Source organism: Vibrio mytili (assembly GCF_000830505.1).
Lineage (GTDB): Bacteria > Pseudomonadota > Gammaproteobacteria > Enterobacterales > Vibrionaceae > Vibrio > Vibrio mytili.
Genome location: NZ_JXOK01000081.1, coordinates 1 through 26,012 on the forward strand (window position 1 = coordinate 1; position 26,012 = coordinate 26,012).

The 26,012-nt window shown below is 46.0% G+C and carries 16 protein-coding genes, 1 tRNA gene and 5 pseudogenes; 11 read left to right on the forward strand and 11 right to left on the reverse strand.

Annotation, left to right across the window (positions count from 1 at the left end; genetic code table 11):
- Positions 1–339: 339 nt before the first annotated feature.
- The 5 genes and pseudogenes from SU60_RS18940 to rpsU form a co-directional block, all read right to left on the reverse strand.
- A tRNA-Ile gene (locus tag SU60_RS18940) sits at positions 340–415 on the reverse strand.
- A gap of 144 nt (positions 416–559) precedes the next feature.
- Positions 560–2,430 (reverse strand): annotated as a pseudogene (gene rpoD / locus SU60_RS18945) (RNA polymerase sigma factor RpoD).
- Between the two features lie 99 nt (positions 2,431–2,529).
- Positions 2,530–4,295, reverse strand: a pseudogene (gene dnaG, locus SU60_RS18950) (DNA primase).
- Between the two features lie 145 nt (positions 4,296–4,440).
- Positions 4,441–4,884: a GatB/YqeY domain-containing protein gene (locus SU60_RS18955; protein WP_041156886.1), complete on the reverse strand. Its 444-nt coding sequence runs from the start codon at positions 4,882–4,884 to the stop codon at positions 4,441–4,443.
- Positions 4,885–4,911: 27 nt separating this feature from the next.
- The gene (gene rpsU, locus SU60_RS18960; protein WP_001145625.1) at positions 4,912–5,127 is read right to left on the reverse strand and encodes a 30S ribosomal protein S21; all 216 of its coding nucleotides are present in this window, start codon (positions 5,125–5,127) and stop codon (positions 4,912–4,914) included.
- A gap of 229 nt (positions 5,128–5,356) precedes the next feature.
- Here rpsU and tsaD point away from each other — a divergent pair, with 229 nt between their 5' ends.
- Together tsaD and SU60_RS18970 are read left to right on the forward strand one after the other, a co-directional pair.
- Positions 5,357–6,373, forward strand: a complete 1,017-nt coding sequence (gene tsaD / locus SU60_RS18965; RefSeq protein ID WP_041157006.1) for a tRNA (adenosine(37)-N6)-threonylcarbamoyltransferase complex transferase subunit TsaD — start codon at positions 5,357–5,359, stop codon at positions 6,371–6,373.
- Positions 6,374–6,478: 105 nt separating this feature from the next.
- On the forward strand, positions 6,479–7,294 hold the full coding sequence (locus SU60_RS18970) for an alpha/beta fold hydrolase (RefSeq protein ID WP_041156887.1): 816 nt from the start codon (positions 6,479–6,481) through the stop codon (positions 7,292–7,294).
- A 25-nt stretch (positions 7,295–7,319) separates the two neighbouring features.
- Here the strand turns inward: SU60_RS18970 and plsY are convergent, their stop codons facing one another.
- A complete protein-coding gene (plsY, locus tag SU60_RS18975; RefSeq protein WP_041156888.1) occupies positions 7,320–7,931 on the reverse strand; it encodes a glycerol-3-phosphate 1-O-acyltransferase PlsY in 612 nt (203 codons plus the stop codon).
- A gap of 249 nt (positions 7,932–8,180) precedes the next feature.
- Here plsY and folB point away from each other — a divergent pair, with 249 nt between their 5' ends.
- The 3 genes from folB to SU60_RS18990 are packed head-to-tail and all read left to right on the forward strand — an operon-like array spanning position 8,181 to position 9,837.
- Positions 8,181–8,540, forward strand: a complete 360-nt coding sequence (folB, locus tag SU60_RS18980; protein ID WP_041156889.1) for a bifunctional dihydroneopterin aldolase/7,8-dihydroneopterin epimerase — start codon at positions 8,181–8,183, stop codon at positions 8,538–8,540.
- Positions 8,537–9,019, forward strand: coding sequence for a 2-amino-4-hydroxy-6-hydroxymethyldihydropteridine diphosphokinase (folK, locus tag SU60_RS18985; protein ID WP_041156890.1), 483 nt, complete (start codon positions 8,537–8,539; stop codon positions 9,017–9,019). The genes folB and folK overlap by 4 nt, the downstream gene beginning before the upstream one ends.
- Positions 9,020–9,033: 14 nt before the next feature.
- A complete protein-coding gene (locus SU60_RS18990; RefSeq protein ID WP_041156891.1) occupies positions 9,034–9,837 on the forward strand; it encodes an undecaprenyl-diphosphate phosphatase in 804 nt (267 codons plus the stop codon).
- Positions 9,838–9,969: 132 nt separating this feature from the next.
- Here SU60_RS18990 and SU60_RS18995 read toward each other — a convergent pair whose 3' ends face one another.
- Entirely contained in the window at positions 9,970–11,190 is a 1,221-nt protein-coding gene (locus tag SU60_RS18995) for a multifunctional CCA addition/repair protein (RefSeq protein ID WP_041156892.1), read from the reverse strand.
- 139 nt (positions 11,191–11,329) lie between these two features.
- On the opposite strand from SU60_RS18995, the pseudogene SU60_RS21045 reads away from it, so the two are divergent.
- Together SU60_RS21045 and SU60_RS19010 are read left to right on the forward strand one after the other, a co-directional pair.
- Positions 11,330–12,978, forward strand: a pseudogene (locus SU60_RS21045) (ExeA family protein).
- The gene (locus SU60_RS19010; RefSeq protein ID WP_041156894.1) at positions 12,978–13,661 is read left to right on the forward strand and encodes a general secretion pathway protein GspB; all 684 of its coding nucleotides are present in this window, start codon (positions 12,978–12,980) and stop codon (positions 13,659–13,661) included. Before SU60_RS21045 ends, SU60_RS19010 begins: the two are co-directional and overlap by 1 nt.
- A 110-nt stretch (positions 13,662–13,771) precedes the next feature.
- Here the strand turns inward: SU60_RS19010 and SU60_RS19015 are convergent, their stop codons facing one another.
- From SU60_RS19015 to SU60_RS19025, 3 genes and pseudogenes are all read right to left on the reverse strand, one after another.
- Positions 13,772–14,383 carry a TIGR04211 family SH3 domain-containing protein gene (locus SU60_RS19015; RefSeq protein WP_041156895.1) on the reverse strand — a complete coding sequence of 204 codons (612 nt, stop codon included), beginning with the start codon at positions 14,381–14,383 and terminating at the stop codon, positions 13,772–13,774.
- Between the two features lie 177 nt (positions 14,384–14,560).
- Positions 14,561–15,819, reverse strand: a pseudogene (locus SU60_RS19020) (inorganic phosphate transporter).
- A gap of 130 nt (positions 15,820–15,949) precedes the next feature.
- Entirely contained in the window at positions 15,950–16,630 is a 681-nt protein-coding gene (locus tag SU60_RS19025; RefSeq protein WP_041157008.1) for a TIGR00153 family protein, read from the reverse strand.
- A 212-nt stretch (positions 16,631–16,842) separates the two neighbouring features.
- On the opposite strand from SU60_RS19025, the gene SU60_RS19030 reads away from it, so the two are divergent.
- From SU60_RS19030 to hldE, 4 genes and pseudogenes are all read left to right on the forward strand, one after another.
- A complete protein-coding gene (locus SU60_RS19030) occupies positions 16,843–18,375 on the forward strand; it encodes a CYTH and CHAD domain-containing protein (protein WP_041156896.1) in 1,533 nt (510 codons plus the stop codon).
- Positions 18,376–18,799: 424 nt separating this feature from the next.
- Positions 18,800–20,056: a methyl-accepting chemotaxis protein gene (locus tag SU60_RS19035; RefSeq protein WP_041156897.1), complete on the forward strand. Its 1,257-nt coding sequence runs from the start codon at positions 18,800–18,802 to the stop codon at positions 20,054–20,056.
- Between the two features lie 215 nt (positions 20,057–20,271).
- A pseudogene (gene glnE / locus SU60_RS19040) lies at positions 20,272–23,006 on the forward strand (bifunctional [glutamate--ammonia ligase]-adenylyl-L-tyrosine phosphorylase/[glutamate--ammonia-ligase] adenylyltransferase); the annotation flags it as partial.
- Positions 23,007–23,073: 67 nt separating this feature from the next.
- On the forward strand, positions 23,074–24,504 hold the full coding sequence (gene hldE / locus SU60_RS19045) for a bifunctional D-glycero-beta-D-manno-heptose-7-phosphate kinase/D-glycero-beta-D-manno-heptose 1-phosphate adenylyltransferase HldE (protein ID WP_041156898.1): 1,431 nt from the start codon (positions 23,074–23,076) through the stop codon (positions 24,502–24,504).
- A gap of 163 nt (positions 24,505–24,667) precedes the next feature.
- Here hldE and tolC read toward each other — a convergent pair whose 3' ends face one another.
- A complete protein-coding gene (gene tolC, locus SU60_RS19050) occupies positions 24,668–25,990 on the reverse strand; it encodes an outer membrane channel protein TolC (protein WP_041156899.1) in 1,323 nt (440 codons plus the stop codon).
- Between the last annotated feature and the right edge of the window lie 22 nt (positions 25,991–26,012).

The following is a 26,012-nucleotide window of genomic DNA, read 5'->3' on the forward strand; positions in this document are numbered from 1 at the left end:
TCATAAGTGCCTTTTAATGTACTTTTGTCACTATTAGGTTCGTCTTAATATATAAGTTCACTATAACTCACTTTTGTTGTGACTGTATAAGAAATTATCTATAAGTGCAATTTAAGTTACTTATGGTTGGTTTGCGAGTTCAATCCCTCTCTTTGTTCTCTATGAGAGAGTTTTATCAGCCAGAACGACATATTTGGCAACAGCGTAGTATTCGGATTAGTATTGGAAGAAGGCAGAGAAGAGTGCGTGATCGGGGCTTACCTGACCCATTACCTGACCCAAAATCGTCAGGTACAAAAAAAGGTTAGTAAACACTACGCTTACTAACCTTCTTGAATTTGGTGGCCCCTCCCAGACTTGAACTGGGGACCAATCGATTATGAGTCGACTGCTCTAACCACTGAGCTAAGGGGCCTTAATAGGTCAACGATTATAGGGGAAGCTTGGCTAGGTGTCTAGATACCAACTAGGGCAATTGCGCTTAGTTTTTATCCACTTAGCACGGTAGGCAATAAAAAAGTGACTTAGAGTCACCTTTTTGCGTTTTTTAGCGCTTGGTTTATTCGTCCAGGAAGCTGCGCAGAGTTTCTGAGCGGCTAGGGTGGCGAAGTTTACGCAGTGCTTTTGCTTCGATCTGACGGATACGTTCACGAGTAACGTCGAACTGCTTACCTACTTCTTCTAGAGTATGGTCAGTGTTCATGTCGATACCAAAGCGCATACGAAGTACTTTCGCTTCACGTGGCGTTAGGCCTGCAAGCACGTCTTTCGTCGCGCCTTTCAAGCTTGTCGCTGTGGCAGAATCTAAAGGCAATTCTAGCGTTGTATCTTCGATGAAATCACCTAGATGCGAATCTTCGTCGTCACCGATTGGTGTCTCCATTGAGATTGGCTCTTTAGCAATTTTCAGCACTTTACGAATTTTATCTTCTGGCATTTGCATGCGTTCTGCCAGTTCTTCCGGTAACGGTTCACGACCCATCTCTTGTAGCATCTGACGAGAGATACGGTTGAGTTTGTTGATCGTTTCGATCATGTGTACCGGAATGCGAATCGTACGAGCTTGGTCCGCGATTGAACGAGTGATTGCCTGACGGATCCACCACGTTGCGTAAGTCGAGAACTTGTAACCACGACGGTATTCAAATTTATCAACCGCTTTCATCAGACCGATGTTACCTTCTTGGATAAGATCCAAGAACTGTAGACCACGGTTGGTGTACTTCTTCGCGATAGAAATAACCAGACGTAAGTTCGCTTCAACCATCTCTTTCTTCGCACGGCGTGCTTTCGCTTCACCGATAGACATACGACGGCTGATGTCTTTGATGTTTTGAACGTCTAGAGAAGTCTCGTTTTCAATCATTTTTAGTTTCGCGATTGAACGACGGATTTCTTCTTCGTTACGTTTGATTTTCTCTGCGTACGGCTTATCAGACGCAAGCACTTCATCTAGCCAAGCTTCAGACGACTCGTTGCCGGTGAATAGGCTGATGAATGATTTCTTCGGCATTTTGCCGTATTCAACCACTGACTTCATGATCAGTCGTTCTTGAGTACGGACGCGATCCATAGCAGTACGCAGTTCATTCACTAAGTGATCGAACTGTTTTGGTGTTAGACGGAATTCTTTGAACACGTCTAGCATCATTTCGTTTGCGACGGTTGCTTTCGGGCTATTGAAGCCGTACTCGTTGATCGCTAACTGAAGATTTTGGTATGTGCTGCGTAGCTGATTGAATTTATCAAGCGCTAACTCAGGGTCGATACCTACATCTTCTTCAGAATCATCTGAATCGTCATCGTCTTTATCTTCGTCGTCGTCATCATCAACGTCTTCGTTATCTTCATCTTCTAGTTGAGATTCAGATAGCTCAGAGCCGATGTGCGTTGCTGTTGGTGCTGCAGTGTCGTCAGCGTCAGGGTCGACAAAACCTGAAATTAGGTCTGTAAGACGAAGCTCTTCTGCTTGAACTTTATCAAACTGTTCAAGAATGTATGGAATCGTGCCTGGGTATTCAGCAACGGACGATTGAACTTGGTTAATACCTTCTTCAATACGTTTTGCGATGTCGATTTCGCCTTCGCGGGTCAGTAGCTCTACAGTACCCATTTCACGCATGTACATGCGCACTGGGTCTGTTGTACGACCAATTTCACTTTCTACGCTAGAAAGTGCAGCGGCTGCGGCTTCGGCAGCATCTTCATCGGTAATATTTGTGTCATCATTGAGTGCTAAATCATCAGCATCAGGAGCAGTTTCTACTACCTTAATGCCCATGTCATTGATCATCTGAATGATGTCTTCTACCTGTTCTGAATCTACGATTTCAGCAGGTAGGTGGTCATTTACTTCGGCGTAGGTCAGATAGCTTGTTCCTTGCCTTTAATAACAAGTGACTTTAGCTGTGACTGCGGATTTTGATCCATAGACGGTATCCAACTTCGTAATCTGGTGAAGGAATCAGTATGCGAAATGCAAACCACTAACTATAACAAATTAAATTGTTGCTGACTAATTAAACAGGGTTACGCTTTTAAATCTAGCATCAATGCTAGCAGCTCCCTTTTCTCTTCGGCTGATAAACCGACACTTCTTGCTTTGGCCTGCAGGTTTTCAATTTGCTTTTCTACGCACTGGGCGATAATTTTGTCCAGTGAGTCTAAAAATATTTCTTCTTGGTTGTCTTCTGCGAGCGGAATGTTCCAACTCGCAAGACGAGACAGAAGTGCCTCATTCTGACTGTTTCGCCAGTGCTCTATCAATTGGCCTGTGTTGATATGGGGATGCGCCTGGCATTTATCAAGGACATCAACAAATAAACTTAGACCAGGAATGGATAAATCTCTAACGCTTGAGAGATCTGGAACCATACTTGCGTATTCTGGGTTTTGGATCAGTAACGCGATAACTTCTCGCATTGGCGTTCGTTTAATTTCTTTATGCGGCTGAAGCTTTTTGTCTTCTTGGCCTTGTTTAGAAATAAGCTGCTGTAACTGTCGTTCATCAACTAAACCTAGACGGCGACCCAGTAACTCTCTCAAGTATAGTCTTAATGTGCCGCCTGGCACTTTATCTATTAAAGGAACCGCGAGCGTGCTCAATTTTGCCATGCCTTCTTTCGAACTCATGTCCACTTGTTGTGTTAAAGAGCTAAACATAAACTCAGACAGTGGCATAGCTGTCGCAACTTGTTGCTCAAACGCTTGCTTGCCTTGCTGTCGAATGAAAGAGTCAGGGTCCTCACCATCAGGTAAGAACATGAACTTCAATTGTCGGCCATCGGTTAAATAGGGCAAGGCGTTTTCCATGGCTCGCCATGCGGCTTCTCGGCCTGCACGGTCACCATCGTAGCAACAAACAACCGTACTTGTCTGACGAAACAACACTTGCAGGTGGTCGCCAGTGGTTGAGGTGCCCAATGAAGCCACAGAATAGTCGACACCATATTGCGCGAGTGCGACGACGTCCATGTAACCTTCGACCACTAAAATTTGTGGTGGTTCGCGATACGCTTGTAACACTTCATATAGGCCATATAATTCTTTGCCTTTATGAAATATCGGCGTTTCTGGTGAGTTGAGGTATTTCGGGGTCCCGTCACCTAATACTCGGCCACCAAAACCAATCACTCGTCCTCGACGGTCGCGAATCGGGAACATGATGCGACCGCGAAAACGGTCATAACGGTTACCTTTATCGTTTTCAATCAGCATGCCGCCAGTGACGAGCATGTCTTGCGCTTCTTTTTGTTGGCCGAAATTTTTACGAACTAAATCCCATTCGTCAGCGACATAGCCGATGCCAAATTTCTGAACGACTTCACCGGATAGACCACGGTTTTTTAAGTACTCAATGGCAACCTTGCTCGCTGGTAACTTGAGCTGATTCCGGTAAAACTGACCAATGCTGCCCATCAAATCATACAGCTACGTTTTTCGCTGCTGCTGACTTGAGGCCCTGATTGAAAATTTCCGCTGCCACCACTGCGCTGCTCTCGGGGGACATCTAATCCTAAGTAAGAGGCAAGCTCTTCAATCGCTTCGACAAACTCTAGGCGATCGAACTCCATTAAAAAGTCGATTGCGTTGCCGTGCGCACCACAGCCAAAACAGTGATAAAACTGCTTTTCTTGACTGACGCTAAAAGAAGGGGTTTTCTCGTTATGAAAAGGACAGCAAGCGCCGTAGTTTTTGCCTTTTTTCTTAAGTTTTACACGCGCGTCGACGATGTCGACAATATCAAGTCGAGCGAGGAGATCATCAATAAAACTGCGAGGGATGTGTCCAGCCATAAAACCTAACAAAAAAAGAAAATCATGATTGGTGCGGATGAAGAGAAAATACGTGTATCAAGCTTTATGTAATTTCGTTCATCCAGATACAAACAAGCCGTGCGTTCCAAAGGATAGCACGGCTTGCTGCAATTGGGTGGGGTCGTTAAGCCAATTTAGCGCGAACTAAACCGCTCACTTTACCCATGTCTGCACGCCCTTGAATTTGCGGTTTCAGAACACCCATTACTTTGCCCATGTCTTGCATGCCAGCTGCACCAGATTCGGCAATTGCATTCTCAATAAGAACAGCAACTTCTTCATCGGTCAGTGGTTGAGGCATAAAGTCCTCAAGAACCGTAATTTCTGCTTGTTCCGCATCAGCAAGATCTTGTCGACCCGCTGCTTCATACTGCGATACAGAATCGCGACGTTGTTTAACCATTTTCGTTAATACCGCAATGATATCGTCGTCGTTCAGAGTGATCCGCTCGTCGACTTCACGTTGCTTTATTGCTGAAAGTGCTAAACGAATAGTACCAAGGCGCAATTTGTCCTTGGCTTTCATCGCTAATTTTTGCTCTTCTTTGAGTTGATCAATCAGAGCCATAACTAAATTCCTTCTGGAGCTCAGTTATTAGTACAGGCGAACGCGACGAGCGTTTTCGCGAGCTAGCTTCTTAGCGTGACGCTTTTGAGCTGCTGCTTTAGCGCGTTTGCGAACTGTAGTTGGTTTTTCGTAGTGCTCACGACGACGCACTTCAGAAAGGATACCTGCTTTTTCGCAAGAGCGCTTGAAACGACGTAGAGCAACGTCGAACGGTTCGTTTTCACGTACTTTAACTACTGGCATATGCCTTTCACCTCAGGGGTTATTCGTTAATGCTGGAATTCGACAGACCAAATCACAATTATTCGGCCATTTACCAGCTAATCAAAAATGGTGCGGAATTTTAATCCGATCATAACCGCTTTGTAAAGCCTTTTATCGATTATTGTCTGTACAAAATTTGTTTGCAGCACCAAGGCAAGGTAATATGACGCCCAAATTTCCTCTATACAGAAAGCATACTGAGAAAACCATGCGCATTATTGGTATTGAAACCTCTTGTGACGAGACTGGCATCGCGATTTATGACGATGAGAAGGGTCTATTGTCACACAAGCTTTATAGCCAAGTAAAACTCCACGCGGATTATGGTGGTGTCGTGCCTGAATTGGCTTCACGTGACCATGTAAAAAAAACCATACCTCTTATTAAAGAAGCGCTGAAAGAAGCACACCTTACCTCAAAAGACATTGATGGTGTGGCCTATACCGCAGGCCCAGGTTTGGTCGGTGCGCTCTTGGTTGGAGCCACCATTGGCCGCAGTATTGCTTACGCATGGGGTGTGCCTGCCGTACCTGTACACCATATGGAAGGTCATTTACTGGCTCCAATGTTAGAAGATAACCCACCGCCATTTCCGTTTGTCGCGGTATTGGTCTCTGGTGGTCATTCAATGATGGTGGAAGTAAAAGGCATTGGTGAGTACCAAATTCTGGGTGAGTCGATTGATGATGCCGCTGGAGAAGCGTTTGACAAGACGGCCAAGTTAATGGGGCTCGATTATCCTGGAGGGCCGCTGCTTTCCAAGTTAGCTGAAAAAGGCACACCAGGTCGTTTTAAGTTCCCACGTCCGATGACCGATCGTCCGGGTCTCGACATGAGCTTCTCTGGCCTAAAAACATTCACTGCCAATACCATTGCTGCTAATGGGGATGACGAGCAGACTCGTGCCGATATCGCATTAGCGTTTGAAGAAGCTGTGTGTGCGACCTTAGCGATCAAGTGTAAACGAGCACTAGAACAAACAGGCATGAAGCGCATTGTGATTGCGGGTGGTGTCAGTGCCAACCGTCGTTTGCGTGCAGAGCTAGAAAAGCTGGCACAAAAAATAGGTGGAGAAGTGTACTATCCACGCACTGAATTCTGCACTGATAATGGTGCAATGATCGCCTATGCTGGTATGCAACGTTTGAAAAATGGTGAAGTTTCGGATATGTCGGTAGAGGCAAGACCTCGTTGGCCGATCGATCAACTCACGCCAATTGCATAACCCACCGCATACCGTTCAGGGCCTCTATCGATAGAGGCCTTTGTTTTAACCGAGATGTTTTAGCTGAAATGTTCGGTACGAGAAACAGAATAAATGGATAGAACAATGAATACATTTGAAATTGAAGGTCAGCAACTTGCTTATTTAGATAAAGGTGAAGGCCCTGTTCTGCTCTTTGGTCACAGCTACTTGTGGGATAGCCAAATGTGGGCACCGCAAATCGAAGCGTTGAGCCAGAACTATCGTTGCATTGTGCCGGATCTGTGGGCGCATGGTGAGTCTGATATCGCACCTACTTCGATGTGCTCTTTGGTCGATTACGCAAAACACATGTTGGCGTTGATGGATCATCTACAGGTTGAGCAATTCTCTATCATTGGCTTATCGGTTGGCGGAATGTGGGGCGCAGAATTGACGGCTCAGGCGCCCGAGCGGGTTAAGTCATTAGTGCTCATGGATACGTTTATTGGTTGGGAGCCCGAAGTCACCCATAAAAAATACTTTGCGATGCTTGATACCATTAGCCAACTTCAAGCAGTGCCTGCTCCGATAGTTGAGACGGTTGTGCCGTTATTCTTTGCTAACAATGCTGAGCATGATAATCCAAACTTGGTGGCGTCTTTTAAGCGTCACTTAGAAACGCTGCAAGGAGAGCGCGCAGTAGAAGTCGCTCGTATTGGTCGTATGGTATTTGGTCGTCGTGATGTGATCGATGACTCGGAAAAGTTTGCCTTACCAACGTTGATTGCCGTGGGTTGTGAAGACAAACCTCGCCCGGTCTTTGAATCTTATCTGATGAAGGATTGCATTACGGGCAGCGAGTTGGTTGAAATTCCTGCTGCTGGCCATATCAGCTCATTAGAGCAACCAGAGTTTGTCAATCAGATGCTATTGAACTTTTTAAATAAAGTTTACTCTTAAGCTTAAATTAGGAAGAGACTCGGTATTATGCCGAGTTTTTTTCTGTCAGCTTTTTATCACCGATTTTCGGTTCTTCGCCGGCAACTAGGCGGCGAATGTTTTGGTGGTGTTTAAACACGATCAAACAGCACAGCATGGCAACTGGCAGGGTGTACTGCGGTTTGAACATCCAAGTATAAAAAGGGGTCATTAAGACAGTGACCAAGGCGGCTAGGGATGAGTAGCGGAAAATAACCGCAACTAAGAGCCAAGTGAACATGACGATCACGGTAAGGTCCAAGCCAATTGGAGCGATCGCGCCAAGGGCAGTGGCGACACCTTTTCCGCCTTTGAAGTGGAAGAAAATGGGGTACATGTGACCTAAGCAGGCGGCAATGGCAATAATACCAAGAATGATGGGTTCAATGCCTAAAAAGTATCCGCCCCAAACCGGAATCGTGCCTTTGAGCATGTCGCACAGCAAGACAGCGACTGCCGCTCCTTTTCCGCCAATGCGTAATACATTGGTTGCCCCAGGGTTATGAGACCCTACGTTGCGTGGGTCTGGCAGTTTTAACACGCGACAAATTAAGACAGCACTGGAAATAGAACCCAGTAAATAGGCGGCCATTGTCATTATTAGTGCCAGTGCGTCCATAGAAGTCCTTGGTGGATTGGAATTTCATGCTCAGATCCGGTGTGATTGTTATCATAGCCCGAATTGGGTTTAAGCAGAAATATTCTCTGCGTTTGAGCTTGCATTATGCGAGTTCCTGTATATAAAGGTGTTCGCAGTTTATTTACCTAAGTGCTCTGGTTCTCGCGATCGTTCGAGTGCTTAGGTAGAGAATATTACGATCAAATTACCCCTCACGGGTATCCGACCTCTGTTATAGAAGGACATAAGATGGCTCTGGATAAAGTCTTTATTGAACAGCTAGAAGTAATCACCACCATTGGTGTGTACGACTGGGAGCAACAAATTAAACAAAAGTTGGTGCTGGATATTGAAATGGCACACGACAATAAACCTGCTGGTAAAAGCGATGATGTACAAGATGCCCTTGATTACTCGCAAGTCAGTGATGCCGTTCTGAGTCATATTGAAAATGGTCGTTTTCTGTTAGTCGAACGCGTTGCAGAAGAAGTGGCTGAAATCATTATGCAGCGCTTCTCAGTGCCCTGGGTCAAAATCCGTTTGGCGAAACCTGGCGCGGTTCCTCAAGCGCGGGCGGTGGGTGTTGTGATCGAGCGAGGCCAGGCATGATCACCACGTATATCGGTGTTGGAACGAATATAGAGCGGGAGCGTCATTGCATGGCGGCTTATCAAGAGTTACAAAAGCTTGATGAAGACCTTGTTGTTTCTCCGATATACGAATGTGCACCTATTGGCTTTAATAGTCAGAACTTCTACAACTTTATCATTAGGTTACGTACAGGTTTATCAATAGAAGAATTGAGGTCTCATCTTCGTGGGATTGAATTTAAGTGGGGACGAGAGGAAAACGCACAAAAGTATCAGGATCGAACACTGGATCTCGATATAGTGTTGTTTGGTGAGTGCGTTTCAAAGCAAAGCCCAGAGTTACCTCGCAGCGATATCTATAAATATCCCTTTGTAACAAAGCCTCTCTATGATTTGGAGCCTAACTTGGTGATCCCCGGTGATGGCCGCACTGTTGCTGAAATTTGGCAAGCAATGCAGCCAGTTGATTCACTCAAACCTGTTTCTTTTTCACTTTAATTTGAGTTATTTACATGAGTTATTTTGAAGCCTTTATTTTGGCTCTTATTCAGGGACTGACTGAGTTCCTACCTATTTCGAGCTCTGCTCACTTGATTTTACCTTCTGCCATTTTTGGTTGGGCAGACCAAGGTTTAGCGTTTGATGTTGCGGTTCACGTTGGTACTTTGATGGCGGTGGTGATTTACTTCCGTAAAGAGGTCATTTCGTTGTTCAGCGCATTATTTGGCTCAATATTTAAAGGTGAACGAAGCAAAGAAGCGACGTTAGCATGGATGATTGTGATAGCGACGATCCCCGCTTGTTTCTTCGGCTTTTTCATGAAAGACCTTATTGAGGTTTACTTGCGCAGTGCTTACGTGATTGCTACCACTACAATTGTGTTTGGTCTGTTGTTATGGTGGGCAGATAAAAATGCTCAACAGAATGCCGATGAATACCAAACTGGTTGGAAAAAAGCGGTCTTTATCGGTGTCGCGCAAGCATTAGCAATGATTCCAGGGACGTCGCGTTCAGGGGCAACCATTACTGCGGCACTGTACCTTGGTTTTACTCGCGAAGCTGCGGCGCGTTTTTCATTCTTAATGTCGATTCCGATCATTGCACTTGCTGGTAGCTATCTAGGCATGAAGCTGGTCACCAGTGGTGAACCGATTCATATTGGCTTCCTTCTCACCGGAATTATCACTTCGTTTGTGAGTGCGTATATCTGTATTTTCTTCTTCCTTAAGATGATTTCACGTATGGGGATGACGCCATTTGTTATCTACCGCCTCATCTTGGGTGTGGGTCTGTTCGCCTTCTTGCTGAGCGCCTAACTTGCTCTTTTTCACGAAAAGATCATGATCGACCAAATAACGTCCGCTCAGTAGAGCGGGCGTTTTTATTGGATTAGAGGCTATCTATCGATTTAAGTTATCTATCGATTTAAGTTATTTATCTAGATTAAGCTATTTATCTAAAACGACTCTTACCGCTTCAATGCGGCGTTTTTCTTGCTCATCCCTAATCGAAGGGCCTTTGAATCCATCCCGAATGATTGCCTGAACATCAACGGCAGCAGCAGCCTGATAGGCCTTCCTGAATAAATCCGCTTGCGGATAAGGTTTATCGGCCAGTCCTTTACGTCCTGCATGATCTGCCTGGCAGCAAAGGAGAATGTCTTCCAGACGTTCAGCTTTACGCCACACATCAAACTTGTTGAGAATCTTAACCACGGTTTGCGGTTTTAACTCTGCTGCTCGATGAACATTTGAGTGTTGCTCGCACACCATTAAGGCGAGGTCTCGAAACTCGTTAGGGACACGAACTCGCGAACAAAGTTTTTTAATTAGGTTTAAGCCCGTATGGCAATGCATTTTATGGCTTGGCCATTCGCTTTTCGGTGTGACACCTTTACCAAGATCGTGGACTTGTGCTGCGAATCGGACAGGAAGAGAACGGCTGATCTTTGCGGCTTGCTCTGCGACCAATAATGTATGAATCCCTGTGTCGATCTCAGGATGCCACTGCTCTGGTTGTGGGACGCCAAACAGCGCATCAATTTCGGGTAGCACAACACTCAGAGCACCACAATCACGGAGTACAGATAAAAAGACATCTGGTCTTGGTGTTGAGAGAGACTTATGCCACTCTAACCAGACGCGTTCTGGCGTCAGCGTTTCGAGTTCTCCCGACTCCGCTATTTGGCGCATCAATTGTTGAGTTTCTTCTGCGACGGAAAATCCTAATGAGGCTAATTTCGCGGCAAAGCGGGCGACCCGTAACACTCGCAGAGGATCTTCGGTAAAGGCATCGGAGACATGTCGGAGTAGGCGATGATTAAGGTCGTGCTGGCCACCATAAGGGTCATAGATCTGGCCTTTATCGTCCATTGCCATTGCGTTGATAGTGAGATCACGACGGATGAGGTCTTCTTCTAATGTGACGCTTTGATCAAAGAAACATTCAAACCCAGTATAACCAGCACCGGATTTTCTTTCTGTTCTGGCAAGGGCGTGCTCTTCTTTCGTCTCAGGGTGGAGAAATACGGGAAAATCTTTCCCAACCGCGGTATACCCTTTAGCCAGCATCATTTCTGGTGTAGACCCGACCACTACCCAGTCTTTATCATAGCTATCAAGACCGAGCAATTGATCTCGGACCGCACCACCTACTAAGTAAACTTGCACGAATTACCTCTTAATTTATTCATATGCCGTTGGACATTGTAGCAAGCAATGGTACTTTTCTTTACTCCCAACAGCAGATGTATTTATGTTTAGATTGCAAATGAATCCTGTGTGTGGGGATTTTTAGCTGGAGAGCTTAATGTATAAAGATTTTTTCGGGTTTGTAGAGCAGCCGTTTTCGATTGTTCCAAATTCACGTTATTTATATCTGAGTCAACGTCATAAAGAGGCGATTACGCATCTCAAAGCTGGGTTGGGAGATGGGGGCGGGTTCGCGATGCTGACGGGAGAAGTTGGCACCGGGAAAACGACAGTCGCGAAGGCGATGCTGGCAAACTTGGATGACAGCACCAAAGCCGGATTGATCCTCAACCCTACTTTTTCGAGCCGTGACTTACTCGAGGCGATTTGTGATGAGTTTAATGTCGCCTACCCACAACAGGCGACATTGAAACAGCTCAATCAGGTGATTCATCAATACTTGCTGCACAACCACAGTTTTGGTTGGCAAACACTGTTGGTGATTGATGAAGCTCAGCACCTGAGTGCCGACGTGCTTGAGCAGTTACGTTTGCTCACTAATTTAGAAACTGACACCAGAAAGCTACTTAAAGTGTTGCTGGTGGGGCAGCCAGAACTTCAACGCTTGTTGCAAACCACACAGTTGCGCCAGCTCGCGCAGCGAATTACGGGCCGTTACCACCTGTTGCCACTTGATGAAAAAGAGACCACGGACTACATCGCATTTCGTTTGCATACGGCAGGGGGTGATCAGCAGTTATTTAATCACAGCTCGACTAAGCAGATTGCAAAGTACAGTCACGGCATTCCACGTCTTATCAACCTTATCTGTGATAAAGCACTGAACATGAGCTACCACCAGGGCAGTGTGGTGGTTGATAAGAAAACGGTTTTGCAAGCGTGTGAAGAGGTCATGCAATTTCAGGCAGAAATTTATCAGCAAGATGCTAAATCTGGCCAAAGAATAGCACGGCGATCATTTGTGTGGCCTGCGTGGGGAACCGTCATGCTCGGCGTCACCGCTGCATTGGGAATTGGCTGGGCAGCACCAATCATACGCTTGATTTACCCCAATTATCTGTCGCGCATTTTCCGGTGTTTCAGAAAGAAGACGCTCCGATTCATAAGCCCGTTGCTGCCATGGTTCAGGAACAACTCACCAATCAACAACGTGCGTCATTATTGGCTCAGAAACAATCCAACCTTGCTGTCAATGACTTGTACCGATTATGGGGATACCGAGCATCAGTGCGTGACAACCTCTGCTTGTCTGAGCCTCAGTCGACGATGGTTTGCGAAAGGAAAATGGCGACCTGGCCGTTATTGATACAACAAAACCGTCCTGTGATTTTAGAACTGAATTATCAGGGTGAAATCGGTTATGTGATTTTGTATGCCATTGGCAACGATAAAGTCGAGGTATTGAATGGTAAGCAGCGTCTACGTTTACCCGCATCTTGGCTTAAACCGCTATGGCAAGGTAATGTTATCGAATTATGGGAAGCGCCACTCAAAGGCACATTGCGTGTCGACATGGAGGGCCCCGCGATTGAAGTGTTAGATGAATTGCTGTCGAAAGCGGTGAGTGAGCCGCCTTTAGGAACGTCAACGTTTGATGGTGCGATGAAAGAGCGTGTGGAATTGTTCCAGCGTTGGCAAGGTATCGCGGTCGATGGTATAGCAGGGCAACGTACTCTCGAACGCTTGCAACAGAATGTGCAGCTCAACGCACCGACGCTCAATCGTATTGAAGAGGAAGAAGCATAATGTCGATAGCCAAACATCTCGGACTTTTTCTGATTCCCGTTAGTGTGTCTACGTTGGGAGCCGTTTGGTATCTCCAAACGGTAAACTCTGCAAATCATGTAGAACCTTCACCACCGTCATCCGCTGTCGTTGACGTTAAACAGCCATTTACCGTGCTTGAATACCCAGAGGTAACTCAGTTGGCTCAATTGTCGCGAGAGTGGCCTCAAGCAGAGCTGTCGCAAGAGATAGGCTCATACTTAGATTCCGCACAGTATAACAGCAGTACGGAAAGTGCAGACGCACCTGTGGCTCAAAATCAAGCGTCATCGTATTCTAGTGAAGATGATCTAGGGTTGTCTCTGGAGGGCCTTGACTTATCCTCTCTCTCTCCGGATTTAGCGAGAAAGGTCGAAAATGCTATGTCGCAAGGTGATTCACTAGAATCTCGCAACGCGCCAGTCAATGACTTAGAAAGAAATGCGAAGCAATGGCAGGGTCGTTTGCCTGCGCTTAATTTACAAACCCACATGTACACCAGTGATGCTAATCGTCGTTGGGTAAAAATTAATGATGTTGAGTATCATCAAGGGGATGTCGTGGATGGACAAGTGACGTTAAAAGAGATCCAACCGCAAGCCGTGGTCGTGGAGTTTCAAGGAGAGCAGATCCGAATTCCCGCCCTGTACGAGTGGAATGGATAAGTGCTGATCTGAGGCAGAGAATAGAAACACAAAAGGCCACATCGTTGTGGCCTTTTGTTTGTATCCGATGCTTTTGTTTGTATCAGATAATTTGCTGCGGCGGCAGTCTATTATGCCCAGCCAGCAGGTGAGCGTTTTCTACGCGGCACAATATGTGGCAGAATCAAACCGAATAACAGCCCAATCCCAGCAACACCGCCACCGTAAGTAAAGTACTTCAGTAGCATGTCATCTTTTTGTGTATCTAGTTTTGCACGCAATTCGCGGTTTTCTGTCTCAACTGAGGTAAGCTGATCGCTGATTTCAGAGTACTTATGTTCAAGATCTGAAATTTGTTGGTTGCGGGTTTCTAGTGATGTCACTAAGCCTGCTTTTTCGGTATCAGAAGTCTGACGAGCATTGGCCAGTTGTTCTTTCACTTCTTTCAGTTCTTTCTCGATACGAGGAAGACGAATCGCCATGCTTTCTTCATTTGTCACGAACTTACTCTGTACCCAACCAGTACGTCCACGTTCATCCCGAATCTGCGTGTAGCCCGTCTCTCGGTTGGCATTTAGCAGTTGTACTTTAGAGCCAGCATTCACACTACCGATAATGCGGTATGTGTTGTTTGGACCAGAGTGCATGAAAGTGAATAGTTCATCAGAAATATAACGGTCTGCTGCCAATGCTGCAGGGGCAGCAAGCAACGTAAATAGAACCGTGATGATTAGTTTTTTCACAGTAAATCCCTTAACGATCTTTTTGAATACAGCCTTGGCTTCGAATAATGGAAGCCGGAAATAGACGCATAGTATTCAGTTTCAAACTTCGGTGCAACAAAGAAGGGAGGCAAAGCCTCCCTTTCTGTGCGATCGAGTCAATAATGACAAAGCGCTTACATTCTATTGACGGCTCTCTTAAGCGAACATCGCTTGGATTCCGTAAAAGAATACCACTGCCAATAGAGCACCTGCTGGCAAGGTTACAATCCATGATGCCACGATGTTACGAACCACACCAAGGTTCAGGGCCGCAATACCACGAGCAAAACCAACCCCCAGCACTGCACCAACCAGAGTTTGTGTTGTTGAAATAGGTAGACCAGTACCTGACGCAAGAACAACGGTACAAGCGGTTGCCAACTGAGCGGCAAAACCACGGCTTGGCGTTAGCTCTGTAATGCCTGTGCCTACGGTTGCCATTACTTTGTGACCAAGGGTCGCAAGACCAACAACGATACCGATACCACCGAGAGGAAGAATCCACCATGCAATGCTGCTTTTCGCCGTGATCGTGCCCATGTGCTCTACCGTTGATACAACCGCAGAAAGTGGACCAATCGCATTAGCAACGTCGTTTGAACCGTGCGCAAATGCCATCGCACAAGCAGTGATAACCATGAGTACGCTGAAGATACCTTCTACACCTGAGAAGCTGTGGTCATCTTCACGGTTGGCAAATTTCTTCTGGATGTAGAAATAACCGCCGGCCATCACAAGAGCCGACACTGCAGCAGCCCACATCCAGGCTTCACCATTACTAAGGTGCAGACCGACGTGCTTAAGACCTTTCTTGATGGTAACAAGTGCAATGACCATCGTGGTAATAAACATGTACACCGGAACAAAACGCTTTGCATTGAATAAAGGGTTTTCGGTGTCAAATATTAGTCGCTGTGCACTGACAAAAATCACGTAGCAAAAAAGCCTGAAATGACTGGGGTGACGATCCAACTGCCAACAATACCTTGAACACTGCTCCAGTCTACCGCTTCTGTTCCGACCGAAACACAAGCAAAACCGATAATAGCACCGATGATTGAGTGAGTTGTCGATACTGGCCAACCCATGTAGGACGCAAGCAATAGCCAAGTACCCGCAGCAAGGAGCGCAGACATCATGCCATAGACAAGAACATCGGGTTGGCTGGCAAAGAGAGAGGTTTCAATTACCCCTTTTCGGATTGTGTCGGTAACTTCGCCACCTGCCAGGTATGCACCTGCAAATTCGAAAATCATCGCGATGATGATGGCTTGTTTTACGGTTAGCGCTTTTGAGCCTACAGATGTCCCCATTGCATTAGCTACATCATTTGCGCCAATACCAATCGCCATCAGTAAACCAAAAATCGCTGCAACAATAATCAGGACAGTGCCGTAGTTCGCAAGGATATCCATCGTAATACCTAGTTGTTTTATAACAAGCGGAACAAAATTCTACGCACGCCAAATCACAAGACGATGAAAATGGTCATCGTCCTTATGATACGTACAGATAATGCTCTTCGTTATTTTGTTAACTTATGTTTTAAGATCGAGATAGCATGACTTCCAAGCGAGCACCTACGCGCTGTGCTTGGTCGGCAATACCACCTACCCATTCAAAAATCTTATACAAGAACATGACATCGATAGGGTTCATGTCCGATTCAATCGCCATTAATTGTTGGCGCAGTTCAATCTGCATCGTATCGGTATCATCTTCTATGATATCTAACTGATTAATCATTTCTGCAACCAGAGTTACTTCACGGCCTTTAAAGCCCGTCTCAAGTAATTCATCAAGTTCGTTAATGACCTTTTGCGCTTGATTTGCAGCGTCAAGACAACGCTGAACGTAAGCGAGGAAGTTGGAGTGGAGTACCTCAGGAATGACAAGCTGTCGACCATATACACGGCCAGCAATGTCTTTTGCCAAGTTAGCAAGTTTATCCTGTTGAGTCAGGAGCTCAAGCATGTCGGTACGATCGACAGGCATGAACAAACCGCGAGGCAATTTTAGACGGATTTCACGTTTTAGCACATCCGCTTCTTTCTCTAGATGCGAGATTTGAGCACGGATTTCAGCGGCTTTTTCCCAGTCACCCTTTGAAGAAACTTCAAAGAATTTCACTAGGTGTGAGCAACATTCGTTGACACACACAACGTGGCGTTGCAAAGGCTTAATCGGGGACTTTGCAAATAACCCCATAATTGTATTTACTGGCATGGTCATTCAACCTAATAGCTATAACCTAAAAAAAACATACACCATTTCTTTACTCTTGGCGAAATGTTGAACGATGGCTATAAAGGCGCGCATGTTAACGCATTAAATCACTCATTAAAACTGTTTTAGATCATCAATCGGATGATATTTCTCTCTTGCCGTGTGAGAAATTACGCAATATCCTCTTTCTATCTGCGTTGAAAGGTATAGATATGGAAACCGAAATAGAACTGAAGTTTTTTGTTTCTCCCGAGTTTTCAGATATTTTACGGGAAAAAATCTCTGAAACAAAAGTTCTTCAGCATAGTTGTCGTGAATTAGGGAACACGTATTTTGATACGGCCGACAATTGGCTACGAAAGCATGACATAGGCTTAAGAATCCGCCGTTTTGATGATGTATTTGTGCAAACCGTTAAAACCGCAGGACGTGTCGTCGCGGGTTTACATCAACGACCAGAATATAATGCGGAGCACGATTGCAATGAGCCTGTGCTTGCGCTGCATCCTGAAGACATCTGGCCACCAGGCAAAGAGGTTGGAACGCTTCAAGCAGAATTGACGCCACTTTTCTCGACCAACTTTGTTCGTGAGCAATGGCTTATCGGTATGGCGGATGGTAGCCAAGTGGAAGTGGCTTTCGATCAGGGTAACGTCGTTGCGCAAGGGAAAGATGGAGAAGACGTTCAAGAGCCAATTTGCGAAGTTGAACTTGAACTCAAATCAGGCCAAACGGATGCGCTATTTACTTTAGCTCGCAGCTTTTGTGAGCATGGCGGGATGCGCCTTGGTAACTTGAGCAAAGCAGCGCGAGGTTACCGCTTAGCAACCAATCACACCGGTGATGAGGTTAAATCCCTCTCTTTGGTCGACACGAGTCCAACTGATACCGTCGAATATTGCCTGATTAATTCACTCGAACATGCCTTGTCTCATTGGCATTACCACGAACAAATCTATGCTGAGCGTGATTCCGTTCCAGCACTGCGCGAAATCAACAACGCGATTCGTTTTATTCGTCAAACCTTGACGATTTTTGGCGGTGTCGTTCCTCGACGAGCCAGCGCGATTCTTCGTCAAGAGCTTAAGTGGTTAGAAGAAGAGTTGAGTTGGCTGGACGAGCACGCTCACCTTGAAGAATTGCTTGATGATAAAGGCAATGTGCTGCGCAAGCTTGATGCTCGCAAGTTTTTGGTGTCTGAGCTCACGCAACAATTACAAGAACTGCCGAGCCGTGAAGACGTTCTAGAGTTGCTCAGCTCTGCGCGCTATACCGGTTTACTGCTGGATCTTAGCCGCTGGATTTTAGCACGTGGCTGGCAGCCCTTCTTGGATGAGAAAGCACGCGAAAAAATGGCAAGCAACATAATGCCATTCTCTATCAAGCAACTAGATCGTACTTGGGCGGAGCTCATTGAAGCTTTCCCAGCTGAGCGTGAGCTATCGGCACAGGATTATGTTGATCAACGTTACCGCTTGTTACGCAACCTCTATACGGGGATTGGTTTTGCCATTTTGTATAACAACGAAGAGCGCAACAGCTTTCGTCTCCCTTGGGCAGATCTAGTACATGGAATTGATGATCTTTTAATGTTGAATCATCTATTGCCATTAGTTGATATGTTAGAAGATGAAGAGAAAGAACAATTACAGCGTTGGTTGCACCGTCAAGAGCGGTCGATCCTACATGCTATGGATCAAACCCGAGCCATCAGTATTGAAGCGCAGCCTTACTGGCGAGAGTAATGTGGTCTGCAAAGCGTCATATGGCCTTTGCATATAAACAGCGTTAACGTATCTGGACACGATCAGAGCGCATCATCGAAATAGGACCAATGGGTCCTATTTTTTTATCAGAAATTGTTCAAATTGTGCTGTAGTTCAAAGCATTGATGATCCCAAAAAGAAAAAACTTCAGAATCTCCCCCTCTGACCGATAAGCATCTGATGAGCTTTGTTTTCGTTGGGAACGCTGTCAGTTTGGGTCACAAATTTTGCAGCCAATATCCGTGTTAATTATACCAGTACTAACCATACCAGTATTAACCATAACAATGTCTACAAAAACGTGCTCAATCATTTGCTGTTTTTGATATTAGTGTGTCATGCTTATACGTTAAGTGAATGGACAAACAGTAAGATTTTATTAGAACCCGGTGGAGAAAGGACGATGAAAAAGCTGACATTTAAACCATGGGAAAGGGTCATATCCGACATTCGATTGGTGCCTAAAATGATCATGCTAATGGTATTTAGTACGATTTTGATCGTGGTGAAACAATTTTGGGATGCTAATACCTTTTATGATGCCCTGTTGGCGGCAACAGAAAATACCGACGTTGCACAGCAACACTATGATGCGTATCTGGTTCAAGCAGCTTGGCAAACGGCCTTACTTATTGTGATTTTTGTGGTTCTTTTACTGGCGGCATCAAGAGTGATGTTGCGTCAGACTCATTATTTGAGTGACGCCATCAAGTTAATGGCCAGTAAAGATTTGTCTGTTCCATTTGGTATGAATTGTAAAGATGAGTATGGCGATCTGGCGCGTGAACTAGAAAAAACACGATCTCAGTTAAATGATGTCATTCAAATGCAGATCAATGCTTCCGATGAGTTGTCAACGCTCACAGAGGTGATGACAGTCAGCATGTTTGAAACCAAAGAATCTGCGCAAGAAGAGTTTAATGAAATTGATCAGCTTGCGACAGCAATGAGTGAGATGTCATCGACGGTACAGACGGTCGCCGAGCATGCGCAAAATGCCTCCTCTTTAACTGAACAAGCTTCTGCTCAGGCAATCTCTGGTCAACAGTTCCTGCAAAGTACAGTGTTGAAAATGAGTGAACTATCAACAGACATCGCTTCTTCGGCTCAGGCGGTGAATCAAGTGGAAGAGAGAGTTGAAGCGATTGGCAGTGTCGTTGGTACGATTCAGGGAATCTCAGAGCAAACCAACTTACTAGCATTGAATGCAGCCATTGAAGCTGCGCGTGCCGGTGAGGCAGGGCGTGGTTTCGCCGTGGTTGCTGATGAGGTGCGTAACCTGGCACAGCGTACTCAGCAGGCTACGGTTGAAATTCAGGATATGATCGGTCAGCTACAAACCAGTGCCGAGTCTGCCGTTGGCTTAATGGAGAAGAGCGTTGTAGAAGCTGCGGAAGGTAATGAATTGGTTGCGAATGCGGGCAGTGAGTTGGATGGCATTGTTGGTCAGGTAACGCAAATCAACGATATGAATTTCCAGATTGCAACCGCATCGGGTCAGCAAAGCAGCGTGGCAGAGGAAATGAACCAAAACTTAACCAATGTCAGAGAGCTTGTCGAAGCCTCGGTGGTGGTGGTGAGTGAATTACTGGAAACGTCTGAGTTGATGCAAAACAACGCATCAGAGTTGGATAAGAAAATTAAGTCATTCAGCGTTTAATTCGGTCAAGCTTTGATAATACGCCACAAACCTTTTGTGGGCGTTTTTATTTGTCCTAACTCTGGTATAACTTTAATCTCATCTATTCGTGCTTTTCACAAGGAAGAAAAATGCAGCTGCCTTCGTCTCTGATCTCTGTCTCCGAGTCTGCCGTTCAAAATGCTCAACAAGCGGGTTACTTTCAATCATGGCCGCAGGACGTCGCGGAACAATTTCGCTATGTCGCTGGCCTGAGTCAGTTCATCGTAGACGCGGTGCATCGAGATGAAACGCTCGCTCAAGAGCTACCGAATATGTTGGCCGATTCGAGCCGTCAGGAGTCTTACCGAAGCCGACTCGCTACTTTATTAGCAGAGTGCCCGGATGAAATGTCTGGTCATCGTGTGCTGCGTCAGTTTCGTAATCGAGAAATGGTTTATATCGCCTGGAAAGACTTTTTGCACGCTTGGACGTTGGAAGCCTCTTTGAGTCATCTTTCTCAGCTGGCTGAAGCGATGATTTTCGAAACCTATCAATGGCAATATCAAGCGTGTTGCCAAGAGTGGGGCACACCAATGAATGCCGAAGGCGAAGCACAACCGATGCTGATTATTGGGATGGGGAAGCTCGGTGGTGGTGAACTGAATTTCTCCTCGGATATCGACTTGATTTTTACTTACCCCGAAAATGGAGAAACGCAAGGTGCTCGCCGTAGCATCGCCAATGCCCAGTTTTTTACCCGTTTGGGGCAGCGGATCATCAAGGCGCTTGATCAACAAACGTTTGATGGCTTTTGCTATCGCGTCGATATGCGTTTGCGTCCATTTGGTGAAAGTGGCCCTTTAGTGATGAGCTATGCAGCCCTAGAAGATTACTATCAAGAGCAAGGCCGAGATTGGGAGCGCTATGCGATGGTCAAAGCTCGGGTGATGGGCTGTGAGATGTATCCTCAATACCAAGAGTTACGTCAGATGTTGCGCCCATTTGTGTTTCGCCGTTATATCGATTTCGGTGCGGTTCAAGCTCTGCGCCGCATGAAGTCGATGATCAGCAGCGAGGTGCGTCGTCGTGGGTTGACCAACAACATTAAGCTGGGAGCTGGGGGGATTCGTGAGATTGAATTTATCGCCCAAGTTTTCCAGTTGATTCGTGGGGGACGAGAGCCATCACTACGTGGTCGTGGATTACTAGAAACGCTGCAAGGCATCGAAGAGCTCGGGTTATTAACCCAACAAGAGGTTGAACACTTAGAAGCCGCCTACAAGTATTTGCGTCAACTTGAAAACTTGCTACAAGCGATGGCCGATAAACAGACGCAAACATTGCCAGATTGCGACATTGAGCGATTGAAACTGGCGACTGCTATGCGAATGCCATCATGGGATGCGTTGCTCACTCACACGCAGCAACATATGACCAATGTTCATCAAGTATTTGAACTGTTGATCGGTGATGATGAGGATGAGAGCGGCACTGTCGCTCGCCATTACCTAGAACTTTGGGACATGGCGAAAAAGAAAGATGTGTTGGAGAGCATTTTACAACAAGACGTTCAGGTTGAAGACTTTGCTGGCTGTGCCAAAACCATTATTGAGTTTAAAACCGATTTAGCCAAAAAGACCCTTGGCCCCCGCGGTCGTGAAGTGCTCAACAGGTTGATGCCCAAAGTCTTTGAAGCGGTCTTTTCTCATCCTGATGCGCAGTTTGGTCTGCCTAGAGTGCTGCATTTACTTCATAAAATTTGTACGCGCACGACTTATCTCGAGCTACTTGATGAGCACCCAGCTGCATTGGTGCAACTGGTAAGATTGTGTACAGCGAGCCCGATGATTTCAGAGCAGCTGTCGCGCTACCCGATTTTGCTGGATGAGTTAATCGATCCACAACACTTATATAACCCTACTCCGCTCGATAGCTACCGCACAGAGCTACGTGATTTTCTGGCGCGAATACCTGAGGATGACATGGAGCAGCAAATGGAGGCACTGCGTCAGTTTAAGCAAATCAGTATCTTGCGTATCGCTGCCGCCGATATCGCAGGTGCGCTTCCAGTAATGAAAGTGAGTGATCACTTAACTTATTTAGCTGAAGCAATTGTAGAGGCTGTAGTGCAACAAGCTTGGCTTCAGGTCTCTGAGAAGTTTGGTGAACCGACCCACATTAAAGATCGTGACGGTAAAGGATTTGCAGTCATTGGTTACGGCAAAGTCGGGGGATGGGAGCTCGGGTACAACTCTGATTTAGATATTGTCTTTATGCATGATTGTCCGGTCAATGTGTATACCGATGGCAAGAAAGAAATTGATGGTCGACAGTTTTACCTGCGTTTAGCTCAGCGCGTTATTCATATATTCTCAACCCGCACAGCTTCGGGCATTCTCTACGAAGTGGACACTCGCTTACGTCCATCAGGCGCATCGGGTTTATTAGTCAGCCCAACAGACGCGTTTGAAGAATATCAGCATCAAGAAGCGTGGACATGGGAGCACCAGGCACTGGTTCGAGCTCGGATGATTTATGGTGATGAGCCGTTAGCCACCGCGTTTTATAACACTCGCCATGCTGTGCTGTGTAAGAAAAGACAACAACAAGCATTAAAAGACGATGTGGTTAAGATGCGGGAAAAAATGCGCGACCATCTTGGCGGCAAAAAAACGGGTCGGTTTATGCTTAAACAAGATAGAGGCGGGATTACGGATATTGAATTTCTCGCTCAGTACTTAGTGCTTAACTATAGTCATGATAAGCCTAAGCTCACCCGTTGGTGCGATAATGTACGAATTTTTGAAACCTTGATTGCACAAGGGTAATAGAAGAAGAGCAAGCCATGCAATTGATTTTGGCGTATACCTCTATGCGTAATGAAATTCACCGTAGAAACCTGCTCAATTTAGAAGCCGACGTTGTCGAAGATAAGTTCGCAGCAGAAAGGGAATGGGTTAAACAGGCATGGAATCAATGGTTCAATTAGATGCATATATTTAGCCGCAATCAGGGCTGTGTTAAACTCGGTTCGATTTAATTTTTGGAGACCAACAATGAAACCAATTCTACCCGAATACAACAGCGCTGGTGTGCTTATCATCGGTGATGTCATGCTAGATCGCTACTGGTATGGCCCTACTGGACGCATCTCTCCTGAAGCGCCAGTACCTGTTGTTAAAGTAGAAAACAATGAAGAACGACCTGGTGGTGCTGCGAACGTTGCGATGAACATCGCGTCTTTAGGCGGTCATGCTCATATTGTTGGTCTTACCGGAGATGATGAGCCGGCAAAAGTGCTAACGGACACGCTCAGTTCACTCAATGTGAAATGTGACTTCGTGACGCTGCCTGATTACCCAACGATCACCAAATTACGAGTGATGAGCCGTGGTCAACAGCTTATCCGTTTAGACTTTGAGGATAAATTCGAAAATACACCTGCTGAGCCCGTGTTATCTCGTATGGACGCAGCACTGCCAAACGTCAAAGCAGTGATCATGTCGGATTACGCCAAAGGTTCTCTGGAGCATGTACAGGCTTATATCCAAAAGGCTCGAGCAGCGAACATTCCCGTTTTCATTGATCCAAAAGGCGCAGACTTTGAACGCTACCGTGGTGCAACGTTACTGACACCAAACATGAAAGAATTCGAAGATGTGGTTGGTAAAGTCAAATCAGACCAAGAGCTGGTGGAAAAAGCACTCACTTTGGTTGAAGAATTTGATTTTGAAGCTCTCTTAGTCACCCGCAGCGAGCACGGCATGACTTTGATTCGTCGCGGTCAGGAGCCGTTCCACTTACCGACTCAAGCCAAAGAAGTGTATGACGTAACAGGTGCAGGAGATACAGTTATTTCTGTGTTAGCAGCCTCGGTTGCCGCTGGTAAGTCGTTTGAAGAAGCGTGTGCATTGGCGAACGCAGCTGCTGGTGTGGTGGTTGGTAAACTGGGTACATCAACGCTGTCAGAAATTGAACTGGCTGAAGCGGTACATGGCAGTAAAGATACTGACTATGGCGTGATTTCAGAAAAAGCCCTGATTGAGGCGGTCAAGAAAGCGCGCGCTAAAGGCGAGAAGGTAGTGATGACCAATGGCTGTTTCGATATTCTTCACGCAGGCCATGTATCTTATCTCAATCATGCTGCTGAGCTAGGTGATCGCTTGATCGTCGCAGTGAATACCGATGAGTCTGTGAAGCGTCTTAAGGGGCCAGGTCGCCCGGTAAACCCAACGGATCGTCGTATGGCAGTATTAGCCGGCCTTGGCGCAGTAGATTGGGTTGTGCCATTCAGTGAGGATACGCCACAGCGTTTGATTTCTGAAGTCCTACCAAGTTTGCTAGTCAAAGGCGGAGACTACAAACCGGAAGAGATTGCGGGTGGCCAAGAGGTCATCGCTGCTGGCGGTGAGGTGCGAGTTCTTAACTTTGAAGACGGCTGTTCAACCAGCGAAATTATTAACGCCATCAAAGGCGGCAAAGGCTAAGTTATTTACCTAGCGTGTATTTCAAAGGTCACTGTCACTATGAAGTGGCCTTTTTTGATGCCAGCTAAAAACTAGCGTTCATAAAAAACGCCACTTGATCACTCAACTGGCGTTATGTTTACGGTTTGGGATTTCTCCCCGAACGTTTAAAACGAAAATCGTATTAGTTAACCGGCTTCAAACCTGCGTCCACATCCAAAATATCTTGCTCATTAAGCGTACCAACCGCTTGGCGTAACTGAAGACGACTTATAATGTAGTTGTAACGAGCATCAGACAGGTTTTTGTTTGCGTCGTATAGGCGACGAGTTGCGTCCAGTACGTCAACAATCGTACGCGTACCGACATCAAAACCGGCTTCAGTTGCTTCTAGTGCAGACTTCGCAGAAACCACAGATTGCTCATACGCTTTCAGTGCACCAATCGATGCATTGATGTTGTTATTTTGCGCACGAACATCTTTCACCACACTACGGTATTGTGCTTCAAGGTTTTCGCTTGCTGCAACGTAAGCGTATTCCGCTTGTTTGGTCTGAGAGGTCACATTACCACCTGTATATAGCGGTACTGCAAGGTTGACACCGACGTTAAAGTTATCCGTTGTGTTGTCTTGGATACTGTGTGACGTATCACCGTAATTATACCCACCATCGAGCGATAGCGTGGGTAAGTGACCAGAGCTTGCCAGTGAGATATTGTCACGCGCGATATCTTGAGAAATACGTGATGATAGTAAGTTTAGGTTTTTCTCCTTCGCTTCTTCGATCAACATTTCAGCCGGGCTGTTTGACGGACTTGCCGAGAAACGGTCAGTATCAAGGATATTGAGATCTTTATGTTCTTGACCAGTAATTTCGCGTAGCGATTCATAGCTATTGACCAGATTGTTTTGAGCTAATACTTCGTCCGCCAGTACAGCATCGTATTGTGCTTGTGCATCGTGAACATCAGTAATCGCAGAAAGGCCAACTTCAAAACGCTGTTTAGTTTGTTCTAGTTGACGGCCAACCGCGGCTTTTTCGGCACGAACGAAAACTAAATTGTCTTGAGCTCGTAACACTTCAAAATACGCTTGAGAAACGCGCAGGATCAAACTTTGCTGCGTTGCAGCATAAGTCGCGTCTGCTTGACGTGCTGATTTTTCAGCAGTGTCGAGCGCTATCCAAGAAGCTCGGTTATACAGCTCTTGCGAAAAGTTGACACCAGCGGAGAGCTCATTTTTATCATTGGATGTTTTTGGACCGGAATCTAGATCGGTATCTCCACGATTTAAGTTATAGCCAGCAGTTAAATTAATTTGCGGTAAAAGGGCACTGCGGCTTGAAGTGATTGCTTCAAAAGCTTGATCACGCTGCGCTGCTACACTAAGCAATTGTGGGTCATTTTGTTTTGCTAAGTCATAGATTTCTGCTAGCGAGTCTGCATAAGCTGAAACACTAATGCTACCTAGCGCTGCACTGATAAATAGTGGAAGCAATTTTTTCATTTTCTATTCCCGCGATCCATAG